The sequence below is a fragment of the Streptomyces sp. CA-294286 genome, from assembly GCF_050947155.1.
GTDB lineage: Bacteria > Actinomycetota > Actinomycetes > Streptomycetales > Streptomycetaceae > Streptomyces.
This window is the reverse complement of the sequence record NZ_CP192005.1, coordinates 2334765-2358383: the sequence shown is the minus strand read 5'-3', so window position 1 is coordinate 2358383 and position 23619 is coordinate 2334765. Positions and strand designations below refer to the sequence as shown.

At 71.4% G+C, this 23619-nt stretch carries 20 protein-coding genes; 11 read left to right on the top strand and 9 right to left on the bottom strand.

The features are described from left to right. Window positions 1-398: 398 nt before the first annotated feature. Window positions 399-1358, bottom strand: coding sequence for an HAD family hydrolase (locus ACQPZG_RS15180; protein ID WP_433546299.1), 960 nt, complete (start codon window positions 1356-1358; stop codon window positions 399-401). Window positions 1359-1531: 173 nt separating this feature from the next. Between ACQPZG_RS15180 and ACQPZG_RS15175 the strand changes: the two genes are divergently transcribed. The 5 genes from ACQPZG_RS15175 (at window position 1532) to ACQPZG_RS15155 (ending at window position 7148) form a co-directional block, all read left to right on the top strand. Next, window positions 1532-1810, top strand: a complete 279-nt coding sequence (locus ACQPZG_RS15175) for a glutaredoxin family protein (RefSeq protein ID WP_433546298.1) — start codon at window positions 1532-1534, stop codon at window positions 1808-1810. A 391-nt stretch (window positions 1811-2201) separates the two neighbouring features. Next, window positions 2202-2975, top strand: coding sequence for a redox-sensing transcriptional repressor Rex (locus ACQPZG_RS15170; RefSeq protein WP_185027753.1), 774 nt, complete (start codon window positions 2202-2204; stop codon window positions 2973-2975). Next, complete coding sequence (locus tag ACQPZG_RS15165; protein ID WP_433546297.1) at window positions 2972-4501, top strand: glutamyl-tRNA reductase; 1530 nt, start codon at window positions 2972-2974, stop codon at window positions 4499-4501. The genes ACQPZG_RS15170 and ACQPZG_RS15165 overlap by 4 nt, the downstream gene beginning before the upstream one ends. Further along, window positions 4498-5472 (top strand): hydroxymethylbilane synthase, encoded by a 975-nt coding sequence (gene hemC, locus ACQPZG_RS15160; RefSeq protein WP_433546296.1) that lies wholly within the window; start codon window positions 4498-4500, stop codon window positions 5470-5472. Before ACQPZG_RS15165 ends, hemC begins: the two co-directional genes overlap by 4 nt. Beyond that, window positions 5469-7148 carry a uroporphyrinogen-III synthase gene (locus ACQPZG_RS15155; RefSeq protein ID WP_433546295.1) on the top strand — a complete coding sequence of 560 codons (1680 nt, stop codon included), beginning with the start codon at window positions 5469-5471 and terminating at the stop codon, window positions 7146-7148. The genes hemC and ACQPZG_RS15155 overlap by 4 nt, the downstream gene beginning before the upstream one ends. A gap of 333 nt (window positions 7149-7481) precedes the next feature. Here ACQPZG_RS15155 and ACQPZG_RS15150 read toward each other — a convergent pair whose 3' ends face one another. Next, window positions 7482-8525 (bottom strand): ANTAR domain-containing protein, encoded by a 1044-nt coding sequence (locus tag ACQPZG_RS15150; protein ID WP_433546294.1) that lies wholly within the window; start codon window positions 8523-8525, stop codon window positions 7482-7484. Window positions 8526-8742: 217 nt separating this feature from the next. On the opposite strand from ACQPZG_RS15150, the gene hemB reads away from it, so the two are divergent. Further along, window positions 8743-9735, top strand: coding sequence for a porphobilinogen synthase (hemB, locus tag ACQPZG_RS15145; RefSeq protein WP_433546293.1), 993 nt, complete (start codon window positions 8743-8745; stop codon window positions 9733-9735). Window positions 9736-9844: 109 nt separating this feature from the next. On the opposite strand, the gene ACQPZG_RS15140 is transcribed toward hemB, so the two are convergent. Then, complete coding sequence (locus tag ACQPZG_RS15140; RefSeq protein WP_433546292.1) at window positions 9845-10078, bottom strand: DUF397 domain-containing protein; 234 nt, start codon at window positions 10076-10078, stop codon at window positions 9845-9847. Continuing rightward, entirely contained in the window at window positions 10075-10899 is an 825-nt protein-coding gene (locus tag ACQPZG_RS15135) for a helix-turn-helix domain-containing protein (protein WP_433546291.1), read from the bottom strand. The genes ACQPZG_RS15140 and ACQPZG_RS15135 overlap by 4 nt, the downstream gene beginning before the upstream one ends. A gap of 113 nt (window positions 10900-11012) precedes the next feature. Here ACQPZG_RS15135 and ACQPZG_RS15130 point away from each other — a divergent pair, with 113 nt between their 5' ends. Continuing rightward, entirely contained in the window at window positions 11013-11507 is a 495-nt protein-coding gene (locus ACQPZG_RS15130) for an ATP-binding protein (RefSeq protein ID WP_433546290.1), read from the top strand. On the opposite strand, the gene ACQPZG_RS15125 is transcribed toward ACQPZG_RS15130, so the two are convergent. Continuing rightward, a complete protein-coding gene (locus tag ACQPZG_RS15125; protein WP_433546289.1) occupies window positions 11494-12285 on the bottom strand; it encodes a DUF4232 domain-containing protein in 792 nt (263 codons plus the stop codon). The two genes, ACQPZG_RS15130 and ACQPZG_RS15125, sit on opposite strands and share 14 nt — an antisense overlap. A gap of 236 nt (window positions 12286-12521) precedes the next feature. Between ACQPZG_RS15125 and ACQPZG_RS15120 the strand changes: the two genes are divergently transcribed. Continuing rightward, window positions 12522-14222, top strand: coding sequence for a helix-turn-helix domain-containing protein (locus ACQPZG_RS15120; protein WP_433546288.1), 1701 nt, complete (start codon window positions 12522-12524; stop codon window positions 14220-14222). A gap of 87 nt (window positions 14223-14309) precedes the next feature. On the opposite strand, the gene argS is transcribed toward ACQPZG_RS15120, so the two are convergent. After that, window positions 14310-16082 carry an arginine--tRNA ligase gene (gene argS / locus ACQPZG_RS15115; protein ID WP_433546287.1) on the bottom strand — a complete coding sequence of 591 codons (1773 nt, stop codon included), beginning with the start codon at window positions 16080-16082 and terminating at the stop codon, window positions 14310-14312. 156 nt (window positions 16083-16238) lie between these two features. Here argS and lysS point away from each other — a divergent pair, with 156 nt between their 5' ends. Next, window positions 16239-17978 carry a lysine--tRNA ligase gene (lysS, locus tag ACQPZG_RS15110; protein WP_433546286.1) on the top strand — a complete coding sequence of 580 codons (1740 nt, stop codon included), beginning with the start codon at window positions 16239-16241 and terminating at the stop codon, window positions 17976-17978. A gap of 523 nt (window positions 17979-18501) precedes the next feature. Continuing rightward, window positions 18502-18714 (top strand): hypothetical protein, encoded by a 213-nt coding sequence (locus ACQPZG_RS15105; protein WP_433546285.1) that lies wholly within the window; start codon window positions 18502-18504, stop codon window positions 18712-18714. 7 nt (window positions 18715-18721) lie between these two features. On the opposite strand, the gene ACQPZG_RS15100 is transcribed toward ACQPZG_RS15105, so the two are convergent. From ACQPZG_RS15100 to ACQPZG_RS15090, 3 genes are all read right to left on the bottom strand, one after another. Continuing rightward, entirely contained in the window at window positions 18722-20290 is a 1569-nt protein-coding gene (locus tag ACQPZG_RS15100; RefSeq protein WP_433546284.1) for a DUF2637 domain-containing protein, read from the bottom strand. 202 nt (window positions 20291-20492) lie between these two features. Then, window positions 20493-21230, bottom strand: coding sequence for a DUF3558 family protein (locus ACQPZG_RS15095; protein ID WP_433546283.1), 738 nt, complete (start codon window positions 21228-21230; stop codon window positions 20493-20495). Between the two features lie 51 nt (window positions 21231-21281). Beyond that, window positions 21282-22172 (bottom strand): DUF3558 domain-containing protein, encoded by an 891-nt coding sequence (locus tag ACQPZG_RS15090; protein ID WP_433546282.1) that lies wholly within the window; start codon window positions 22170-22172, stop codon window positions 21282-21284. 198 nt (window positions 22173-22370) lie between these two features. On the opposite strand from ACQPZG_RS15090, the gene ACQPZG_RS15085 reads away from it, so the two are divergent. After that, the gene (locus ACQPZG_RS15085; RefSeq protein ID WP_433546281.1) at window positions 22371-23564 is read left to right on the top strand and encodes an RtcB family protein; all 1194 of its coding nucleotides are present in this window, start codon (window positions 22371-22373) and stop codon (window positions 23562-23564) included. Window positions 23565-23619 lie beyond the last annotated feature (55 nt).

The following is a 23619-nucleotide window of genomic DNA, read 5'->3' as shown; positions in this document are numbered from 1 at the left end:
ACTCGTGATGCTGATGAATGGGTTCCGGAATGCGTCTGAGGAGAATAACGCTTCGTACAGGCAGCACTACACCCAGTTGCTCAAATCACCGTTTCCGTCTCTTCTGTTACGTCTAGGCGACGTATCAAGTAGCAGTTCGTGACCACTTGTTGATCGGATCGGGCCGTGAACTGTCTGGTTGCCCGATCTGTTGTGGCCGAGTGCGGGGGAGGGGACTGACGGGGGAGGAGCCGGGGTAAGCCCTGGGGATTGGCCGTACGACGGCGGAGGGCCGGGTGCGCCCCGGGAAGCGGGGTGCACCCGGCCCCTGTGCGTGCCGGTTGCGGTTTCTTTCGTACGGAAGCGGAATGTGACGGCCGGTGGCGGACGGTCCGTGCGGCCCGGAGGGCCGCGCGGGCTCAGCGGCGGCGGCGGTGCAGTGCGAGGGCCGCCGCGGTGCCGCCCGCGAGGGCGCCGACGCCGACCGCGGCGGGAATGCCGACCTTGGCGGCCTTGCGTCCGGTGCGGTAGTCGCGCAGCCGCCACTCGCGTTCTCGGGCGTACTTGCGGAGCTTGGCGTCCGGGTTGATCGCGTACGGATGGCCGACGAGCGAGAGCATCGGGATGTCGTTGTGGCTGTCGCTGTACGCGGCGCACCGGGTGAGGTCGAGCCCCTCGGCGGCGGAGAGCGCGCGTACCGCCTCCGCCTTCGCGGGGCCGTGCAGGGGTTCGCCGACCAGGCGGCCGGTGTAGACGCCGTCGTGGGACTCGGCGACCGTGCCGAGCGCGCCGGTCAGGCCCAGGCGCCGGGCGATGATGGTGGCCGTTTCGACGGGGGCGGCGGTCACCAGCCAGACCTTCTGGCCCGCGTCGAGGTGGGCCTGGGCGAGGGCCCGGGTGCCGGGCCAGATGCGCTCGGCCATGTACTCGTCGTAGATCTCCTCGCCGATGGTCATCAGCTCGGAGACCTTGTGGCCCTTCACGATGGACAGCGCGCTCTCGCGGGCGTCCTGCATGTGCTCGGGGTCCTCGACCCCGGCGAGCCGGAACCAGGCCTGCTGCCAGGCGAAGCGGGCCAGTTCCTGGCGCTCGAAGAAGCGCCGTTTGTAGAGGCCGCGGCCGAAGTGGAAGATCGCGGCGCCCTGCATGACGGTGTTGTCGAGGTCGAAGAAGGCGGCGGCCTCGGTGTCGCCGTGGACGGGGAAGTCGGGCTCGGGAGTCGTTTCGTCCGGAGCCCCGGGGCCGGCGGCGCGGGCCGCCTCCAGCTCCTCGATCTCCAGTGACGACTTGCGTGCTGCTTCGGCTGCAGCCTCGCCCGCCAGCACGCTCCGTGCGGTCGCGGAGCGCCTACGGGGGGTGAGCCATCCCAGTGCGGCCATGTCGTGAGCATAGCCATTCTGTTCGGGAGTTCCCGAGCGGGAGGGCTGCGGAGGTGTGAACTCTCCGGGGCGGGGATGTGACGGAGATCGCGTACGGAGACCGCGTACCGGCCGGTGCGGGGACTGCGTCCGGCGTCGCCCGGTAGGCACGGCCGGGCGGCGAGAATGGGGGGATGTCCCCTTTGCTGCGGCGCAACAAGAAGAAGGAGCCGGGACAGCGGCTCGTCACGTTGATCGGAAAGCCCGGGTGTCATCTGTGCGACGACGCGCGGGTGGTCGTCGAGGAGGTGTGCGGGGAGCTGGGCGTGCCCTGGGAGGAGAAGGACATCTCGGTGGACGAGGAGCTGTACCGGGAGTACTGGGAGCAGGTTCCGGTGGTCCTGGTGGACGGGGAGCAGCACACCTTCTGGAAGGTGGACGGGACGAGGCTGCGCAGGGAACTGGGGGCGTAGGAAGGGGGCCGGGGCGGCGTACGGGCGCGGCGGGGCGCGCGGGCCGGTGGGGGCGCCCCCCCCGGGGGTCGGCGCGGCGGGCGTCCGGTCGGCGGGGTGGCGCGGGGGGAATGGAGAGGCCGGGGGCGGCGTACCATCGGTGGTGGTTTGGGTTGGCTTGGGGGCTGATTTGTGGGGGGAGTGTCCGGGTTTGCTCCCGAAGCTCGGGCGACGTCGCCGCACCTGTTCCGGTTCCCGTATTACGGGCCGTGAGCGCGTGACCCCGGTCACTTTGCTTGGACAAATCGGACACCATCTTTGTGCACGCGTTCACAAAGACATAGCCTGCATTCGACGGGGCGGTCTTGGGACTTACGGCCGCCTGCAGCCCCGCTCATCCCGCAGGAGCACCGTGGCAACTGGCCGAACTCACCGACCGGCGACCCGTAGCCGAGGCATTCCCGAGGCCACCGTCGCCCGCCTTCCGCTGTATCTGCGCGCCCTCACCGCGCTCTCCGAGCGCTCGGTTCCGACCGTGTCCTCGGAGGAGCTGGCCGCAGCCGCGGGGGTCAATTCCGCGAAGCTGCGGAAGGACTTCTCCTACCTGGGGTCCTACGGGACCCGGGGCGTGGGCTACGACGTCGAGTACCTCGTCTACCAGATCTCCCGCGAGCTGGGCCTCACCCAGGACTGGCCGGTCGTCATCGTCGGCATCGGAAACCTCGGCGCGGCACTGGCCAACTACGGCGGGTTCGCCTCCCGCGGCTTCCGGGTGGCCGCCCTCATCGACGCCGACCCCGCGATGGCCGGCAAGCCGGTCGCCGGGATGCCCGTCCAGCACACGGACGAGCTGGAGAAGATCATCGAGGAGAACGGTGTCTCCATCGGAGTCATCGCCACTCCGGCCGGCGCCGCACAGCAGGTCAGCGAGCGGCTGATCGCGGCCGGCGTGACGTCGATCCTCAACTTCGCTCCGACCGTCCTCCAGGTCCCGGAGGGGGTGGACGTGCGCAAGGTCGACCTGTCGATCGAACTGCAGATCCTCGCCTTCCACGAGCAGCGCAAGGCCGGTGACGCCGAGGCCGCTGCCGCGGCCCTGCTGCCGCCCGCCGCGCGCCGCGCGGCCGAGGCCGCCGCGAACCGGAAGGGACCCGACGGCGACGTGCCCGCCGTGATGCCGGCATGAGCCTCCTGGTCGTCGGGCTGAGCCACCGCAGTGCCCCCGTCAGCGTGCTGGAGCGTGCCTCGCTCGCCGGTGACGCCAAGGCGAAGCTGTTGCAGGACACCCTCGCCTCCGAGCCCGCCGCCGAGGCGACGGTGCTCGCCACCTGCAACCGCATCGAGCTGTACGCCGACGTGGAGAAGTTCCACGCGGGTGTCGCGGAACTCTCCACCCTGCTCGCCCAGCACAGCGGGGTGGGGCTGGAGGAGCTGACCCCCTATCTCTACGTGCACTACGAGGACAGGGCGGTCCACCACCTGTTCTCGGTGGCCTGCGGCCTCGACTCGATGGTCGTCGGCGAGGGGCAGATCCTCGGACAGATCAAGGACGCGCTCGCCCTCGGGCAGGAACTGCACACCGCCGGCCGACTGATCAACGACCTGTTCCAGCAGGCCCTGCGCGTCGGCAAGCGGGCGCACTCCGAGACCGGGATCGACCGGGCCGGACAGTCGCTGGTGACCTTCGGCCTGGAACAGCTCGCCGACGGCGCGCCGGTGGCCGAGTGGGCCGTCGGCAAGCGGGCGCTGGTCATCGGCGCAGGCTCCATGTCCTCCCTCGCCGCCGCGACCCTCGTACGGGTCGGAGTGGCCGAGGTCGTGGTCGCCAACCGGACCGCCGAGCGGGCCGAGAGGCTCGCCGGGATCCTGAACCAGTCCGGCGGCGCCGCACGGGCGGTGCCGATGGACGACGTGGCCCGGGAACTGACACGAGTCGACGTCGCGATCTCCTGCACCGGGGCGACCGGCCTCGTACTGACCGTGGAGGACGTGGCGGACGCCCTGGGCGTGCCCGCCGACACGGCCGCGACGCAGGCCGCACCCGGTCACGTACCGCAGATGCGGACCGAGCCCGACGCGGGCTCCCTCGAACTGCACGGCGCGTGGGCCGACAACGGCGAGGCGGCGGCGCAGTCCGTGCGCACGCCCAAGCCGGTCGGCGCGGAAGGGGCCGCGGTGCGTCTCGCGCTGCTGGACCTCGCCATGCCGCGCGACATCGACGGCGCCGCTCACCGGCTCGACGGCGTGCGACTGGTGGACATCGAGTCGCTCGCCGACGCGGCCGCGGACGCGCCCATGGCCGCCGACGTCGAGCTGGTGCGCGGGATCGTCGCGGACGAGGTGGCCGCCTTCGGGGCCGCCCAGCGGGCCGCGCAGATCACGCCGACCGTGGTGGCACTGCGCAGCATGGCCGCCGACGTCGTCACCAACGAGGTCGCGCGGCTGGAGGGCAGGCTCCCCGGCCTGGACGCCAAGCAGCGGGCCGAGATCACGCAGACCGTACGACGCGTGGTCGACAAGCTGCTGCACGCGCCGACCGTACGGGTCAAGCAGCTGGCGAGCGAGCCCGGCGGCGCCGGGTACGCCGACGCCCTGCGCGAGCTCTTCGACCTCGACCCGCAGACGGTCGCGGCGGTGAGCAGGGCCGATGCGCCCAAGGACGACTTGAACGACACCACCGGTGCCGAGAGCGCGAAGAGAGGGCGGGCATGACTGAAGCCGCTAAGGCCACCACGGCCTTGAAGCTGGGGACTCGGCGCAGCAGGCTGGCCATGGCCCAGTCCGGACATGTCGCCGACGCGGTGCGCGAACTGACCGGCCGCGAGGTCGAGTTGGTGGAGATCACCACTTACGGCGACGTGTCGAAGGAGCAGCTCGCGCAGATCGGCGGGACGGGCGTCTTCGTCACGGCACTGCGCGACGCGCTGCTGCGGGGGGAGGTGGACTTCGCCGTGCACTCGCTGAAGGACCTGCCGACCACGCAGCCCGACGACCTCGCGCTGGCCGCCGTACCCCTGCGGGAGGACCCGCGGGACGTGCTGGTGGCACGCGACGGACTGACCTTCGCGCAGCTGCCCGACGGCGCCCGCGTCGGCACCGGTTCGCCGCGCCGCATGGCCCAGCTGAACGCGTACGCGCGCGGCCACGGGCTGAACATCCAGACCGTGCCGATCCGGGGCAACATCGACACCCGGGTCGGATACGTACGCAGCGGCGAGCTGGACGCGGTGGTTCTCGCCGCGGCCGGGCTGCGCCGTATCGGCAGGGTCGACGAGGTGTCCGAGTTCCTGGACGCCGACGTGGTCCTGCCCGCCCCCGGCCAGGGGGCCCTGGCCATCGAGTGCACGGCGGAGAACGCCGACCTCGCCGCCACGCTCGCCCAGCTCGACGACCCGCACACGCGGTGCGCCGTGACGGCCGAGCGAGCCCTGCTCGCCGCCCTGGAAGCCGGTTGCAGCGCACCTGTGGGTGCGTTGGCCGACTTGCTGGTTGACGGGCAGATTGTCAATCAAATGCGCCTGCGGGGCGTCGTCGGCTCGACCGACGGCGCCGAGCTGGTGCAGCTGTCCACTACCGGTCCCGTACCCACGTCGCACCACGCCGCGGAGGCTTTCGGGCGCGAACTCGCGTCCGAGATGCTCGCCAAGGGTGCGGCCGGTCTTATGGGGGAGCGAGCACTTTGAGCCCCACCAACACCCCTGCATCCTCGGTGTTCTCCGCACCAGGGCACGTCACCTTCCTCGGCGCCGGACCCGGCGACCCGGGTCTGCTGACACTGCGCGCCGTCGAGGCGCTGTCGAGCGCCGACGTGCTGATCGCCGAGCCCGCCGTGCTCGATGTCGTACGTGCTCATGCGAAGGCGGGCGTAAGCACGCCTCAGCTGGCGGTGGTTGACGATGCGTCAGCGACCGCGGGCACGCCGGAGATCCGGACGCCGATGTCGTCCAAGGTCGTGGTCAATCTTGTCATGGAGGCCGCGCGGAACGGCAAGCGGGTCGTCCGTGCCGTCTCCGGCGACCCCGGGCTGGACGGCAACGCGGGCGAGGAGATGCTCGCCTGCGCCGCCGAGGGCGTGGCCTTCGAGGTCGTCCCGGGCGTCGCGACCGCCGTCGGCGTGCCCGCCTACGCGGGTGTCCCGCTGCGGGACGCCGCCGGAGCGGACGTACGGTTCGTCGACGCCCGCACCGCCGACGAGCGCTGCTGGTCGGAGGTCGGCGCGAGCGACGCGACCGCCGTCGTCGCCACGACGCTCGACTCGGTGGCCGCCGCCGCCGGTGAACTGGTGTCGGCGGGCCGCAAGCCCGACACCCCGATGACCGTGACCGTCGCCGGCACCACGACGCGCCAGCGCACGTGGAACGCGACGCTGGGCACCGTCGCCCAGGTGCTGAAGCAGGCGAAGGTGCTGCCCTCCCCGGAGGGCCACCAGCCCGTCATAGCCGTCGTCGGCGAACGCGGTGCCGCCGCCCAGCGCGAGCAGCTGTCGTGGTTCGAGTCGAAGCCGCTGTTCGGCTGGCGGGTGCTCGTCCCGCGGACCAAGGAGCAGGCGGCGTCGCTCTCCGACCAGCTCAGGTCGTACGGCGCGGTGCCGCACGAGGTCCCGACGATCGCCGTCGAGCCGCCGCGCACCCCGCAGCAGATGGAGCGGGCCGTCAAGGGCCTGGTCACCGGACGCTACGAGTGGATCGCCTTCACCTCGGTGAACGCCGTCAAGGCGGTGCGGGAGAAGTTCGAGGAGTACGGGCTCGACGCGCGCGCCTTCGCCGGGATCAAGGTCGCGGCGGTCGGCGAGCAGACCGCCGCCTCGCTGGTCGAGTTCGGCGTGAAGCCGGACCTGGTGCCCAGCGGCGAGCAGTCGGCCGCGGGACTCCTTGAGGACTGGCCGCCGTACGACCCGGTCTTCGACCCGATCGACCGCGTCTTCCTGCCGCGCGCCGACATCGCGACGGAGACCCTCGTCGCCGGGCTCATCGAGCTGGGCTGGGAGGTCGACGACGTCACCGCGTACCGGACCGTGCGGGCTTCGCCGCCGCCGGCCGACACGCGGGAGGCGATCAAGGGCGGTGGCTTCGACGCCGTTCTGTTCACGTCGTCCAGCACGGTACGCAACCTGGTCGGCATCGCCGGGAAGCCGCACAACGTGACGGTCATCGCCTGCATCGGGCCCGCGACGGCGAAGACCGCCGAGGAGCACGGGCTGCGGGTCGACGTGCTCTCGCCGGAACCGTCGGTGTCGCGGCTGGCGGAGGCGCTCGCCGAGTTCGGCGCGGCGCGCCGGGCGGCGGCGCTGGAGGCCGGCGAGCACGTGGCCAGGCCGAGCGAGCGGCGGCCGGGGTCGCGGAGGCGGCGCACGACCTGAAACCGCCGACGCGGCGCATGAGGTGACGCGCCGGGTGCGGTGAGTGCCGCGGGGCGGGCGTGTGTGTGCTGCGGGGCGTGCCTGCTGTGGGGCGTGCGTGTTGTTAGGCGTGGTCGCGGTGAGTCGTTGCCGTGAGCGGTTGCCGTGAGTGGTTGCCGTGAGTGGTTGCCCGAGTGGGGCGGCCCGGGGATTTCTTCCCCCGGGCCGCCCCTTTCGCGTGCGGGCGGGCTGGGGGTTCCGTGTGCGCGCGCAGGGCGGGCTTGGGGTTCCGTGTGCGTGTGTACGGCGACGCGGGGGTGCGGGGGCAGGTTGTGCGGGGGCCGGACGGGACGGTCAGCGGCGGCGGACCGCGGTGCCCCGGTGGCGGGTGCCCAGGACGTGCAGGTGTTCCAGGGCGTCCGTCAGGACCGTGCGGTTGTACCAGGCGAGCCACTGCCCGGCCTGCGCGCCCAGGTCCGTCATGGCCTTGTGCTGCGCCGCCGTCATCTGCTTGACCGTACGGTCCAGGTGGGCGGAGGCCATGCCCACGCAGACCCCGGCGGACGTGAACAGCGGGGCGCTGTGGGCGGCGCGGCTGCCCGCGTCCAGGATGGCCCGCCGCGAGGCTTCGTCGAAGACCGGCGCGGACTCGACGTCGCCGACGGTGACCTGGCTGAGGGTGCGGGCGGCCTCCGCGCAGGAGGTGCCGTCGTCACCGACGTGCGCGAAGAAGTCGACGAAGTCCTCGCTGAGGCCGGTGTGGTGTTCGAGGCGCAGTCCGCCGCGGACCCGGTCGGGGAGCTGGACGTTGCCCATGTCGGTGTCGGTGATGGCGAGCAGCTGGCTGAGGACGGAGCGCAGCACGGTGCCGTGGTTGAGGGGGGAGGCCCCGTTGGTGTCGCCGTTGGCCTGGCGCGCGGCCTGGAAGGTGAGGGGCGGGGCCGGGAGCTGCGTGCGGCGCGGGAACCAGAGGGGGTGGTGCCTCGGGTCCGGTCCTGGCGTACGGATGACCGCCTCGACGAGCAGGCGCATGCGGACGTTGTGCTGCTGGGACGCGCGTTGCAGGAGGGCGAAGGCGGATTCGCCGTCCGCGAGGGCGTAACGCTCCTGGAGGATGCCCTGGGCCTGGGAGATCAGCGGGTGGGTGTGGGCTCGGGCGCGGAGGTGGCGGAGTTCGGCGCGGAGGAGCGCGAGGTCGGAGGGGGCGGGGGAGGGGCGCGGGGAGGTCGCGGGGGTGGGTGCGGGGTGCGAGGAGGCCGTGGGTGCGGGTGCGGGTGCACAGGGCGGGGAGGTGGTGGGGGTGAGTGCGTGGGGTGGTGCAAGGGTGCGGGAGATGGGGTGGGCCGGGGAGGGGACTTTGGCGGATGCGCCGGATTCCAGGTCTGGCTGGTCCGTCATGGCTGTCCCTTCGGGCTGGGGCTGGGGCTGGGGCTGGGGCGGGGAGTGGGGCGGGAGTGGGGCGGGGGTGCGGTTGCTGGGTGGGTACGACCCTCTAGCTGACCACATGGGGGGAGGGGGTAGGGAATGGGGGCGGAGGGGAGGCGTCCGGTGGGGGTGGGGGTCACCGGCGGGGTGTCGGTAAAGATGGGGGGTGGGGCGGCGTAGCGTTGGCCGTATGACTGCGTATGGATCCTTTCCGGGGGCCCGGCCCCGGCGGCTGCGGAACACTCCTGCGATGCGGCGCATGGTCGCGGAGACCCGCCTGCACCCGGCCGATCTGATCCTCCCCGCGTTCGTCCGGGAGTCGATCAGCGAGCCCGTCGCCATCTCCGCGATGCCCGGCGTGTACCAGCACACCCTCGACTCCCTGCGCAAAGCGGCCGTGGAGGCCGTCGAGGCAGGCGTGTCCGGGATCATGCTGTTCGGAGTCCCGGACGAGGCGAAGAAGGACGCGGCCGGAACCGTCGGCACCGACCCCGACGGGATCCTCCAGGTCGCCCTGCGCGCCGTGCGCGAGGAGGTCGGCGACGACCTCGTGGTCATGTCCGACCTGTGTCTGGACGAGTTCACCGACCACGGCCACTGCGGTGTGCTCGACGCGGACGGTCGCGTCGACAACGACGCGACGCTGGAGCGGTACGCCGAGATGGCCCAGGTACAGGCCGACGCGGGCGCCCACGTGGTCGGGCCGAGCGGCATGATGGACGGCCAGATCGGCGTCATCCGTGACGCGTTGGATGGCATCGGGCGTGAGGACGTGTCGATCCTCGCGTACACCGCCAAGTATTCGAGCGCCTTCTACGGTCCGTTCCGGGAGGCCGTCGGCTCCTCGCTGAAGGGCGACCGCAAGACGTACCAGCAGGACCCGGCCAACGCCCGTGAATCGATGCGGGAGCTGGCGCTGGACCTGGAGGAGGGTGCGGACATGGTGATGGTCAAGCCGGCCGGTCCGTACCTCGACATCCTGGCGAAGGTCGCGGAGAGCGTCGACGTGCCGGTGGCCGCGTACCAGATCAGCGGTGAGTACGCGATGATCGAGGCCGCCGCCGAGAAGGGCTGGATCGAGCGCGACCGGGCGATCATGGAGTCGCTGACCGGGATCAAGCGCGCCGGTGCGCAGATGATCCTCACGTACTGGGCGACGGAGGCGGCGCGGGCGCTGCGCTGAGGTCTGCGGGCGGAGGCGGGCGGGGCTCGCCGCCGCCCGGCCCGGATGCGCAGGGCAGCCGTCTCGTGTTGTCGGGAGGTTGCCCTGCGTGCTTGTACGGGGTGGGGCGTCAGACCGTACGGGCGAACGCGGACCAGGCGGTCGGGGTGAGGGTGAGCGTGGGGCCGTCCGGGTTCTTGGAGTCGCGGACGTGGATGGCGGTGGGGTGGGCGGCGATTTCGACGCACTGCCCGCCCTCGGAGGCGCTGTGGCTCGACTTGCGCCAGGAGTAGGCGAGTTCGAGGCACGCGCCGCCCTCGTCGCTGCTGTAGCTCGACTTGAACCACTGAAGTGTGGTGCTCATTGGTCTCCTAGCAACCTGTCCAACAGACCCTTGGAGTCCTCGGTGTTGAGGGCCTGAGTTCGCAGCATCGCATACTTGCGCGCCAGCCTGGAGGCGTCGTCCAGGCTGGAGACCCACTGACTGCCGAGCTGCCCCTCGATGTAGGCGAGGTGCTGGTGCTCGGGTGTTTCGAGGAGGATGAAGGGGCCAGCGAGGCCCGCGTGCTTGGTGCTGGACAGCGGGAGGATCTGGAGGGCCAGGTCCGGGAGGTCGGCGCAGGCGCGCAGGTGGCGCAGCTGGGCCGTGTGGTCGGCGGGAGTGCACAGGGCCAGGTGGAGTACCGGCTCCCAGACGACGAAGCTGGCGGTCGGCGGCTCTTTGCGGTGCAGGATCTGCTGCCGGGCGAGTCGCCCCTCGGTGAGGTTGGCGATCTCGTCCTCGTCGAAGGCCGGGACGCGGTTGCGCAGTACCGCCTCCGCGTACGCGGCGGTCTGGAGCAGGCCCGGCAGCACCTGGTTGTCGTACCAGGACAGAGTGAGGGCCTCGCGCTCGTGCGCCATGTACTCCTCCGCCCAGCGGGGGAACTGGTCGACGTCCGGCATGTTCTCCACGCCCACCCGCAACGCACCCCGCGTGTCCAGGAGTTCGTCCAACAGCTGGGCGAGATCCGCGCGCAGTGCCCTTCTGCCCTGCTCGATCGACGCGATGGTCTCCACGTCCACCTGCACGGCGTCGGCGAGCGTCTGCTGAGTGTGACCGGCCGCCTCGCGGAATCTGGCCAGTTGCTTGCCCAGCATCCTCATGGCGGACGTGTTCTTCCTCTGGCGTTGCCTGGGGCTCATGCTGTTCAAACTCCCCGTACGCGCACCTGCTTGAGCGTGTTCCGACCCGTACAGATTTTTTGTACGGGTGAACCCAGTGCTCCCCACCGGTCACGTTCCGCAACCCTCGTCGCGTGAACGAGACAACTCAACTGACCCTGTGCGGCGAGCACTTCTTTCGGCGCGAGCGCCGGTCCGTGCCGGAGGCGCGGCGGTTCGTGGGCCTGGTGCTCGCGGAACTCGGGGACGCCGCCCGTTCGGACGACGTACTGCTGTGCGTCAGCGAGCTGGCCACGAACGCGCTGGAGCACGGCGTTCCGCCGGGGCGGGGGTTCCAGATCCGGGTGTGGGCCGCGAGGGACCTCGTACGGCTGGAGGTGCACGACAGCGGGCCGGGGAAGCCCCGGAAGGCCGAGGTCGGCGGGCCGGCCCTGAAGGAGGGCGGGCGGGGGCTGCTGATCGTCGCCGCCCTCGCCGACAACTGGGGGGTGGGGGAGCGCAACCCCGGAAAGGTCGTGTGGTGCGAGTTCGGCGCGGAGGAGAGGCGCGCCCCCGTCCCCGGGACTGCGCAGGGGACGGGGGCGGCTTCGCCCGCGATGCCACGGGCGTTCGGGCTCAGAGGCTGCTGATGTCGTCGAGGTCGGAGTTCCAGAACGAGACCTTGAGTGAGCTGTCGACGTAGACGCCCTTTTCGGGGAGGGCCGCCCGCGCGAAGCCGCCCACGTTCTTGTGCTGGGCGTCGTAGAAGCCGACGGAAAGGGACTTCGCGGTGTAACCGGGGTCCGGGGTGCCCGTCGGGGACGAGAGCTTCACGGCCGCGTATCCGCTCGCACCGGGGCGCAGGCTCACCACGGCCTGCGGCTGCGTGTCCTTCATCGACGGCGGCACGGACTGGGCGCCCTCGAAGCGGACCACCGGGGCATAGTAGAGGTCGCAGAGCTTCGCGCCCTTGTTGGTGGCCGTGAGGATCATGGTGTTCAGGGGGCGGCTGACGACCTGTGCGGTCACCGTGATGTTCGAGGCGTCGCAGCGGTCGCGGTGGGCGGGGGCGTCGGGGTCGGTCTTGGCCCCGGGGGTTTTGGCGGTTCCGGCGGTGCCGGTGCCGCCGCCCTGGCCGTTGCCCTTGCCTGCGACGTTTCCGGCGCTGCCCGAGGTGGTGGAGGTCTGCTGGGCCTCGCCTCCCGTCTGGCCGGGCTCGGCTGCACCCGTCGGCTTGCCGTCACTGCCGTCGCTGCCGTCGGCGGATTCGGAGGGAGCGGACGAGGGTGAGGACGTACGGGCGGCTCCGGCGTCCTTCGCGCCTTCACCGCTGTCGCAGGCGGTCAGGGAGAGCACCGCCGTGAGAGCGACTGCGGAGGCGGCGAACAGGCGGGTGCGGCGGGCGGTGCGGACGAGGCGTGCGGACATGACGGATTCCGTTTCTGTCGTGGGACTTCTGAAGCCGGGATGTCCGTACGGGGACTTCCGTACGTGACACGGAGCCGGGAGGGGCCGCTCGACCGGTCGGCGGGAGCGGCGTGCTTTGATGCCCAGAGCTTGTACGAAAGGTCGTCCCAGTTGCCAGAGTTGACGGGCAGTCGGGGACGCTGGAACGAATCCACCGGCTGTGACCTGCGGTGATGCGGTGTTCCTGGAACGCCGGGATGGGATGGGCAGCAGTGCCGGACACTGGGGGAACGGCCGGACTCGCAGAGTTCCTGCGGGAGCTGAAGGGGCGCTCGGGGCTGAGCTACGGGGCCCTCGCCAAGCGCCTGCACATGAGCACGTCGACCCTGCACCGGTATTGCAACGGGGACGCCGTACCCACGGACTTCGCCCCCGTGGAGCGACTGGCCCGGCTGTGCAAAGCCACTCCGGACGAGATGGTGCGTGTCCACAGGCTGTGGATTCTGGCGGATGCGGCACGGGGGAAGAAGGAGGCGCAGCCCGTACGGGCGGACCCGGCGGCGCAGACCGTACGGGCGGACCCGGAGGTGCAAGCCGCGCAGCCGGACTCGGGGGCGCGAGTCGTACGACCGGAGGCCGGAGCGGAGTCCGGGTCGGGGGCGACGCCCGCGCCCCGGCCCGATCCCGCGCCCCGGCCCGGCTCCGCGTCCGTGCCCCCACCCGCGTCTACGTCCCCACCTGCGTCCACGTCCCCGTCCGCGCCGGACAGTACATCCCGCGTTCCCCCCGGAGCCGGAGCCGGAGCCGGAACCGAAGCCGAAGCCACAGCCGGAGCCGAAGCCGAAGCCGAAGCCGACGTCGGGCCCCAGGCCGAGTCCCCTTCCGGGCCCCACGCCGAGGCCCCTCCCCGTGCCGGGTCCGGCCCGCTGGTGTCCCTGCGCGGCGCGGGCGGCGACGCCGACGGCCGTGGCTTCGGCACCGGCGGACGTTCCGCTGCCCCCGGGCGCAGGGGACGGCGCAACCTCCTCATCGGCGTCGGCACCGTCCTCGCGGTGGTCGCCTCCACCGTGCTCGTCACCCAACTCGTGGGCGGTGCACGGGACACGGGTGCGGGCGGCCAGCCGGTGGGCGCTGCCTCGTCACCCGTACCGGACGCGGCCGGGGGCGGCAGCCCCGCGGGTGCGGAGCCGACGACGCACCCGTCCGTCTCCCCCTCCCGTACGGCCACCGGCAGCGCCTCGCCCACGGCTCCGCCGTCCGCCGGCCCTTCCGGCACGGAGAAGCGGCAGGAAGCGGAACGCGACACGGCTCCGGGCGGCCGGGGCGGCGACAGTACGCACGGCAGCACCGGCACGCCCTTCGCCGCTGCCGTGCGCCCCTACGTGTACGAGACGCCGTGCAGCCAGTACTTCCTCGTCGACAGCAAACCCCAGAAGGTCGCCCCGCCGCCGAGCGAGCAGGACGCGCCCGGCTGGGTCGCGTCCTACCGTGCGGTCCCCGCCGACGAGCAGCTCATCGCGCTGACCCTCCAGGGCCGGTCGAAGGAGACCGTCGTCCTGGAGGCCCTGCACGTACGCGTCGTGCGCAGCGAAGCGCCGCTGCCGTGGACCCGGTACGCCACCGGGGTCGGCTGCGGCGGCAACGTCGACACCAAGTCGTTCACCGTCGACCTGGACGCCGGCCGCCCGGCCCCCGTCCCGCACGCCGGGCAGCGGGACTTCCCGTACAAGGTCAGCGAGGCGGACCCCGAGGTGTTCTACGTGAAGGCGGGCACCCGGGCGCACGCGGTGAGCTGGTACCTGGAGCTGGAGTGGTCCAGCGGCGGGCGGCGCGGCGTCGAGCGCATCGACGCCGGGGGCGGCAAGCCGTTCCGGACGAGCGGATCGGTCGGGCGGCCGACGTACCACCACCCGCTCGGCTCCTCCGCCTGGGAGAAGCCGCTCGACGACGACTCCTGAGCGTGAGGGCGGCGGCAGTAGTGCGTACGGGGAAGGCCCCGGCGAGGAGCGATGAGGTACTCGCCGGGGCCTTCCGTGCAACGACCGTCAGAGCCGCTCGGGCGTCCTGATGCCCAGCAGTGCCAGTCCCTGGTGCAGGGTGCGGGCCGTCAGCTCGCACAGGAAGAGACGGTTCTCGACCTGTGCGGGCGTGTCGGCCTTGAGGACCGGGCACTCCGCGTAGAAGGACGTGAAGAGCGAGGACAGCTGGTAGACGTACGCGGCGAGCTTGTGCGGCTCGTACGCGTGGGCCGCCTCGGCGACGGTCTCCCCGAACTGGTCCAGGTGCAGACCCAACGCCCGCTCCTGTGAAGCGAGTTCGAGCTCCGGGTGGGCGGCCGGGTTCGCATCGCCGCGCAGCCGCAGGATCGACCGGATCCGGGCGTACGCGTACTGCGAGTACACCGACGTGTCGCCGTTCAGCGAGACCATCTGGTCCAGGTCGAACTTGTAGTCACGGGAGGCGGACGTCGACAGGTCGGCGTACTTCACCGCGCCGATGCCGATCTGCGCGCCGTTCTCGACGATCTCGTCCTCGGTGAGGCCGACCTTCTCGTTGTTCTTCTCCCGTACGACCGCCGTGGCCCGCTCGATCGCCTCGTCGAGCAGGTCCACCAGCCGGACCGTCTCGCCCTCACGGGTCTTGAACGGCTTGCCGTCCTTGCCGAGGACCGTGCCGAAGCCCAGCTGGTGTGCGGTGACGTCGTCGGTCAGCCAGCCGGCCCGCCGGGCGGTCTCGAAGACCATCTTGAAGTGCAGGGACTGCCGGACGTCCACCACGTACAGGAGACTGTTCGCCTTGAGGTCGCCCACCCGGTTGCGGATCGCGGAGAGGTCGGTGGCCGCGTAGCCGTAGCCGCCGTTGGACTTCTTCACGATCAGCGGGGTCGGGTTGCCGTCCGGGCCCTTGACGTCGTCGAAGAAGACGCACAGCGCGCCCTCGGAACGGACCGCGACGCCCGACTCCTCCAGGATCCGGCAGGTCTCTTCGAGCATGTCGTTGTAGCCGGACTCGCCGACCACGTCCGCATCCGTGATCTCCATGTCGAGCTTGTCGAAGACCGAGTAGAAGTAGATCTTCGACTCGTCCACGAACCGCTGCCACAGGGCCCGCGACTCCGGGTCACCGGCCTGGAGCTGCACGACCCGGTCCCGGGCGCGCGCCTTGAACTCCTCGTCGGAGTCGAAGAGGACCCGGGACGCCTTGTAGACCCGGTTCAGGGCGGACATCGCCTCCTCGCCGTCGACCTGGTCGGCGCCGCCGTGGTCCAGCTCGGCCGGGTGCTCCACCAGGTACTGGATGAGCATGCCGAACTGGGTGCCCCAGTCGCCGATGTGGTGCCTGCGGACCACCTTCTCGCCGGTGAACTCCAGGATCTCCACCATCGCCGCACCGATCACGGCGGACCGCAGGTGCCCGACGTGCATCTCCTTGGCGACGTTCGGCTGGGCGTAGTCGACGACCGTCGTCCCGGCGTTCTCGGCGTACGGGACCCCCAGGCGCGCGTCGGCGGCCCGCGCGGCCAGCGTCTCGACGATCGCCCGGTCGGAGACCGTGATGTTGAGGAAGCCGGGGCCCGAGACCTCGATGTCCTTCAGCACCGCGTCGTCGGCGGGCAGCTTGCCGACGACCGTGCCGGCCAGCTCCCGCGGGTTCGCCTTCGCCTTCTTGGCGAGGGCCAGGATCCCGTTGGCCTGGAAGTCGGCCCGGTCGCTTCGGCGCAGCAGCGGGTCGGCGGGGGCGGCGTCCGGCAGGGCAGCCGAGAGCGCGTCCGCGAGGCGCTGGTTGACGGTCGAGGCGAGCGAGGGGACCGAGGCCATGGGGTGCCGTTCCTGTGGAAGATCGGATGGGTGGTGCGATCCAGTATTTCACGCGGCCTCCGCGCGGCCCTCCCGTTAAAAAGCAACCCCGGACTCGCTCGCTCCGTCTGGGACAATGGCCCCTGCCAGCTTCACTACATCCGGAGAACCAAGGACGTGCCGACCGTGGCTCAGAGCAGCACCCCCGAGACCGACTGGGTCTCCCGTTTCGCGGACGATGTCATCGCCGAGTCGGAGCGACGTGCGCCTGGCAAACCCGTCGTCGTCGCGTCCGGCCTCTCCCCCTCCGGCCCGATCCACCTCGGCAACCTCCGCGAGGTCATGACCCCGCACCTGGTCGCCGACGAGATCCGCCGCCGCGGGCACGAGGTCCGCCACCTCATCTCCTGGGACGACTACGACCGGTACCGCAAGGTCCCGAACGGCGTCCCCGGCATCGACGAGTCCTGGGCCGAGCACATCGGCAAGCCGCTGACGTCCGTGCCCGCACCGGCCGGTTCCGCGTACCCGAACTGGGCCGAGCACTTCAAGGCCCCGATGGTCGAGGCGCTCGCCGAACTGGGCGTGGAGTTCGACGGCATCAGCCAGACCGAGCAGTACACCGCGGGCGCCTACCGCGAGCAGGTCCTGCACGCGATGAAGCACCGCGCGGACATCGACGCCGTACTGGACCGCTACCGCACCAAGAAGGACCCGGCGGCGAAGAAGCCCAAGCAGCAGAAGCCGGTCGACGAGGCCGAGCTGGAGGCCGCCGAGGGCTCCGGCGCCGCGTCCGAGGACGACGGCACGAGCGGCGGCGCGTACTACCCGTACAAGCCCTACTGCGGGCAGTGCGAGCGCGACCTCACGACCGTGACCGGCTACGACGACGAGACGACCGAGCTGACGTACACCTGCGTCTGCGGCTTCTCCGAGACCGTCCACCTCAACGAATTCAACCGCGGCAAGCTCGTCTGGAAGGTCGACTGGCCGATGCGCTGGGCGTACGAGGGCGTGATCTTCGAGCCCAGCGGCGTTGACCACTCCTCGCCCGGCTCGTCCTTCGTCGTCGGCGGACAGATCGTCCGCGAGGTCTTCGACGGGGTCCAGCCCATCGGCCCGATGTACGCCTTCGTGGGCATCAGCGGCATGGCCAAGATGTCCTCCTCGAAGGGCGGCGTGCCGACCGCGGGCGACGCGCTGAAGATCATGGAAGCACCCCTGCTGCGCTGGCTGTACGCGCGCCGCAAGCCGAACCAGTCCTTCAAGATCGCCTTCGACCAGGAGATCCAGCGGCTGTACGACGAGTGGGACAAGCTCTCCTCGAAGGTCGCCGACGGGACGGTGCTCCCGGCGGACGCGGCGGCCTACGCGCGGGCGATCGGCACGGCCGCGGGCGAGCTGCCGCGCACGCCGCGCCCGCTCTCCTACCGGACGCTCGCCTCGGTCGCGGACATCACCGCGGGCGCGGAGGACCAGACGCTGCGCATCCTCAGCGAACTGGACCCCAGCGACCCGATCGCCTCCCTGGACGAGGTGCGGCCCCGGCTGGACCGCGCGGAGTCGTGGATCACCGCGTACGTGCCCGCCGACCAGCGGACGCTGGTACGGAGCGAACCGGACACGCAGACGCTCGGCGCGCTGGGCGACGCCGACCGGGAGTCGCTGCGGCTGCTGGTCGAGGGGCTCGACTCGCACTGGTCGCTGGAGGGGCTGACGACGCTCGTCTACGGCGTGCCCAAGATCCAGGCGGGACTCGCGGCGGACGCCAAGCCGACGCCGGAGCTGAAGGTCGCCCAGCGCACCTTCTTCGCGCTGCTCTACCAGCTCCTCGTTGGCCGCGACACCGGCCCCCGCCTGCCCACGCTGCTGCTCGCGGTGGGCGCGGAGCGGGTGCGCAAGCTGCTCGGGGCGTAGCAAGCCCGCCCCTGCGGGGGACGGGTTCCGCGCAGGAGCCTGCGCGGGACGGAGGGTTCTGCACAGGGCCCCCGCGCGGGACGGAGGGTCCTGCGCAGGGCCCCCGCGCGGGACGGAGGGTCCTGCGGAGGGCCCCTGCGCGGGACGGAGGGCGGTCACCCCGGTGGTGGGGTGGGCGCCCTCCGTCGTGGGCCGGGGGTTCCCGTGGGCGGGGGGCTCGGGTTCGGGTCCGGGCTTCCGTGGGTGGGGCGGCTCGGCTCGGGTTCGGGTCCGGGCTTCCGTGGGTGGGGCGGCTCGGCTCGGGTTCGGGTCCGGGCTTCCGTGGGTGGGGAGTCTCGGGCTCGGGCCCAGGGCTTCCGTGGGCGGAGGGCTCGGGCCTGGGCCCGGGGCTTCCGCTGGTGCGCGGGGGCCGGTCGGGCGGTTCCCCGCGCCCCCGGCGGACGGCCGACTGCACCGTTCGGGGGAGCGTCGGTTCCACCCTCCGCAGGACGCGCCCCGCACCACGCCGCGCGATCGTGGACCCATGAAGAGTGAAATCGTCGCCGTCATGGGCTGGATCATCGGCATCCAGGGCGTGCTGGGCTTCTCCGGCCGTACTTGGGGCGACCGGGACTGGGGGCTGCTCCACCTCTGGTTCAGCCCGCCCACCGCCGTCTACCTCGCCATGGCGCTCGTCGGCGCCGCCCTCGCCTACTGGGGCGAGACAGCCAAGAAGCGCGCCGCGAACCGGGGTTGACGGAAGGTCAGGGGGTGTACTCGTCGGACTCCATGCGGTGCCGCTCCTCGTAGCGCTTCGTGTACAACTCCAGCTCGTCGAGCGGCAGTTGCTTGCCGTAGCCCTCTTCCAGGTACGCGCCGAACTGCAAGGGCGTGGGAAACGCCCCGTTCATGCCCGCACACCGGCGGAACGCTTCGTAGTACGTGTCGTCGTCCAGCACGAAGTCCGCCTCGGCCGACGTGAAGTCCGGGCCGAACTCGGCGTCGTAGTCCGGGTTGTAGCCCCCCAGCGGGCGGCTGCGATGGGGTCCGTCGGGGACCATCACCGGGGACCGGTCCTGGGCGGGGTGCGGGGGTCGGCCCTGGGCACCGCCCTGCTCGTCCGCAGCCTGCTCGCCGTGTACCGCCTGCGCGTCGTACGCCCTCTGCTCCCCGTGTTCCGGCTGCGCGTCGTACGCCTGTTGCCCACCGTGCTCCGGCTGCGCGTGCCCGACGGGGCCGGCCGCGAACCACGGGCTGGGATGCGCGGGCACCTGCTCGGCGGCGGACTCGGGTCCCTCCGGGGCCTGGCCATGCGGTTCCTTGGCCAGGTTCGCCCGGGGCGGCTGGGGCTGCGGGGCGTGGGATGCCTGCGGGGCTTCGGTTGCTTGCGGGGCCCCGGTGGCGCGTGGGGTTGCGGTGGGGTGAGCGGCTCCAGGGGCCTGCGGGGCGCCGGAAGCGTGCGGCGCGTCGGGCACCTGCTGGGCTCCCGGGGCCTGCGGTGTCTGCGGGGCTTCGGAGGCGCCGGCCTGGGCGGTGGGGCTCGGCTGCTGCGCGGGCCCTTCCTCCCGTACCTGCGGCGCGGCCGGGAGAGCGGGTGCGGACACCGGTTCGACGGCACCGGCCGGTCCGGCGGGCAGCAGGGCGGGTTCGATGCCCGCCGCCGCCAGACCCAGTGCCGCCGTCTCCGACAGCGGTACGCCGATCTTCGCCAGCCGCAGCGGCATCAGCGCCTCCACCGGCGCCTTGCGCTTCCAGGCGCGGCCGTACCGGGCCTGGAGGCGGGCCCGGTAGATCAGCCGGTCCTGCTCCAGCTTGATGACCTGTTCGTAGGAGCGCAGCTCCCACAGCTTCATGCGCCGCCACAGCTTGAACGTGGGCAGCGGGGAGAGCAGCCAGCGGGTGAGGCGGACGCCCTCCATGTGCTTGTCGGCGGTAATGTCCGCGATCCGGCCGACCGCGTGCCGGGCAGCCTCGACGGAGACGACGAACAGGATCGGGATGACGGCGTGCATGCCGACGCCCAGCGGATCCGGCCAGGACGCCGCGCCGTTGAACGCGATCGTGGCCGCCGTCAGCAGCCACGCCGTCTGCCGCAGCAGGGGGAAGGGGATCCGCATCCAGGTCAGCAGGAGGTCCAGGGCCAGCAGGACGCAGATGCCCGCGTCGATGCCGACCGGGAAGACGTAACTGAAGTCGCCGAAGCCCTTTTCGAGCGCCAGCTCACGCACCGCCGCGTACGAACCCGCGAAACCGATGCCCGCGATGATCACCGCACCGGCGACCACCACGCCGATCAGTATTCGGTGCGTGCGTGTCAACTGCATCGCGGCCACCCGCGATCCCCTCCCGTGCGTCCGACGCCGACCCGATCCCGGACCGGCGGCCACAGCGTGGCACACGCCGACGGGGGCCCTGCCCTCCGGGTGAGGACCGAACCCCCGTAAAAGCGGTCGAAACGGGCTCATTTGTAGTCAACTCGTTGACTACGTCACCGCCGTCCGCCGGCCGCTCGCCCGCCGCGGTGCCCGACGCCGACTACTTGTTCGCCGTGGCGATCGACGCCACGACCTCCTTCGCCGCCTTCTGCGCGCCCTTCATCAGCTCCGCCGAGGCCGGCACCTTCGCGCCCGAGTACCCCGCGCCGTTGTAGTCCAGCGTGACGACGACGTTGGCCGTACGGGTCACCACGACGGCGTGCTCGAAGTCCGTGCCGCCCTCCCTGGCCCCGTACGACACCGTCGACGCCTGCTCGCCGATGCCGCTGACCGCGTTGGACCTGATGTCCTTCGCGCCTTCCTTGCCCTGGAACTTGTTGACGTTCTTCCCCACCTGCTCCTCGGCGCGCTTCTCGCCGGTGCCCAGCGCCGGGTTCGACTCGAAGCGGTGCATCGAGAACGTCAGGTAGTGGTACTGCGAACCCTGCTGGCCCTTGTCGTCCAGGCCCTTCCAGGAACAGCCGCGCCGCTTCTCCGGGTCCGACGAGGCGTCCTGCTCGCCCGCCGCCTTCTCGGCCTTCGGCACCAGTTCCTCGATCGTCGCCTTGGCCAGCGCCTTGCACGCGTCCGGGAGCTTCGCGAACTTCGCCGGAGGCACGGTCGCCGACGGCGCCGAGGGCGTCTGCTTCGCGGTGTCGGCGCCCTGGTCCTTCTTCGTACCGCCGTCAGAACCAGAACCGGAACCGGAGTCCGACGAACAGCCGGCCGCCGCGAACAGTGCCGGAACGGCCACCGCGCAGGTCAGAATGCGGGCGATACGGGGGGCTTTACGGTGCATGGTTCCTGTGGTTCCTTCGCTCATCGTCTGCGATACGGGCTCGCTGTCGTGTCACTCGCTGTCGGAGAACTGCTCGGCGAGTTTACGGGCCAGCGTCTGCGCCCGGTCCTGGAGCGTTCTGCTGTCCGGGACCTGACCGCCGCCGCCCGGCTGCTCGCCGTACTCGATGCTCACGACCACGTTCGACGTGCGGAAGACGACCGACACCGTGCGGTCACGCGCGGGCGAGGCCCCGGCCTTCTTCAGCTCGTCGTTCAGGAACGCGGCGTCCCCGAGACCGCCGAGGGTACGGGGTTGCAGCTCGGCGAGGTCGGGGTCGGCGGGCGGCGTCGCCGTACCGGAAGGGGAACCGGAGGCACCGGTCGAGGAAGGCGGGGCGGACGGCGAGCCGGACGGGGGCCCGCTCTGCGCGCCGTGCCCGTCGGGCCGACCGGACGTCTCCGGCGAGCCCGTCGGCGACCCCGACGACGCCACCGGATCCGGCGGAACCGGCAGGTCGGCCGCGTCCAGCAGCTTCGCGTACACCGCCTGCGCCCGGTCGTCGTCACTCACCGCGTCGTCGTACGAGACGACGCGGTCAAAGGCCACGGACAGCTGGTGGGTGGCCTCCGGGGACTCCGCCTTCCAGCGGCAGCCGACCCGCCGGTCCGTGTCGAAGGTCACCGCCGGCTCACCCGCGAACAGCTTCCGCTGCTGGTCCTCCGGCAGCTCCGCGCCCCCCGGCAGCATCGTCTTCAGCAGCGAGCGCTCCACGATCCGGCAGGGCTCGGGGAGTGTGCGGTACTTGCCGGGCTGGGCGGCCGGTACGGCGGACCCGCCCGCCTTGGCGTCGTCGGCGCCGTCCTCGCCCGACCCCCCGCCGGAACACCCGGCGGCGCCCACGGCGAGGGCGGCGAGCAGTACGAGGCCAGGTACGCGCCCCTTGACGTACGCGGACGACATTCGCGGCACGTTCCCAGGCCCCCTTCGGAGGAAAAGTAGTTGCCGCCCGGAGGCGGCCGATGACCACAATGTGTATCGCACACGCCGGTGTGGATGCCGGTCCGCTGTCCTCTTCGCGGCCATTTCCCACACTTTTTGCGTTCCGCGAACTTTCTATGCATCTCGGGGGATTCGACGTCTCGGGGGAATCGAGGGGAAATGCCGTACACAGAGGTACCGGGCGCGAAGGTGCCGATCCGCATGTGGGCCGACCCGGCGTCGGTCGAGGACGGGGCGATGCAGCAGCTCCGCAACGTCGCCACCCTGCCATGGGTCAAGGGCCTGGCCGTCATGCCGGACGTCCACTACGGCAAGGGCGCGACCGTCGGCTCGGTCATCGCGATGCAGGGCGCGGTCTGCCCGGCGGCCGTCGGCGTCGACATCGGCTGCGGGATGTCCGCCGTCAAGACCTCGCTCACCGCCAACGACCTCCCGGGTGACCTCTCCCGCCTCCGCTCGAAGATCGAGCAGGCGATCCCGGTGGGACGCGGGATGCACGACGACCCGGTGGACCCGAGTCGCCTGCACGGCTTCGCGACGGCCGGGTGGGAGGACTTCTGGGGACGGTTTGAGGGGGTGGCGGAATCGGTCAAATTCCGTCATGGACGGGCAATAAAGCAGATGGGAACGCTCGGAAGCGGCAACCACTTTAATGAGTTCTGTCTTGACGAGAAGGGTTCGGTCTGGCTGATGCTGCATTCCGGCTCCCGGAACATCGGCAAGGAGCTGGCCGAACATCACATCGGGCAGGCCCGGAATCTGCCGCACAACCAGGGTCTGGTCGACCGTGACCTGGCCGTCTTCATCGCGGACACCCCGCAGATGGCCGCCTACCGCAACGACCTCTTCTGGGCCCAGGAGTACGCGTCGTACAACCGCGCCATCATGATGGCGCTCTTCAAGGACGTGGTCCGGAAGGAGTTCAAGAAGGCCAAAGTGGCCTTCGACCCGGTCATCTCCTGTCACCACAACTATGTGTCGGAAGAGCGTTACGACGGGATGGACCTACTGGTCACCCGAAAGGGCGCGATCCGTGCCGGTTCCGGCGACCTCGGGATCATCCCGGGATCCATGGGTACCGGCTCGTACATCGTGAAGGGCCTCGGCAATGAGGCGTCCTTCAACTCGGCGTCGCACGGTGCGGGTCGACGGATGAGCCGCAGCGCGGCGAAGCGCCGGTTCTCGACGCGGGACCTGGAGGAGCAGACGCGAGGCGTCGAGTGCCGCAAGGACTCCGGTGTCGTCGACGAGATCCCGGCCGCGTACAAGCCGATCGAGCAGGTCATCGACCAGCAGCGCGACCTGGTGGAGGTCGTCGCGAAGCTGAAGCAGGTCATCTGCGTCAAGGGCTGAGGGCAGGCCCGGCGGACGAGGCGGACAGCCCCGGACACCGTGCCGGGGGCACGTC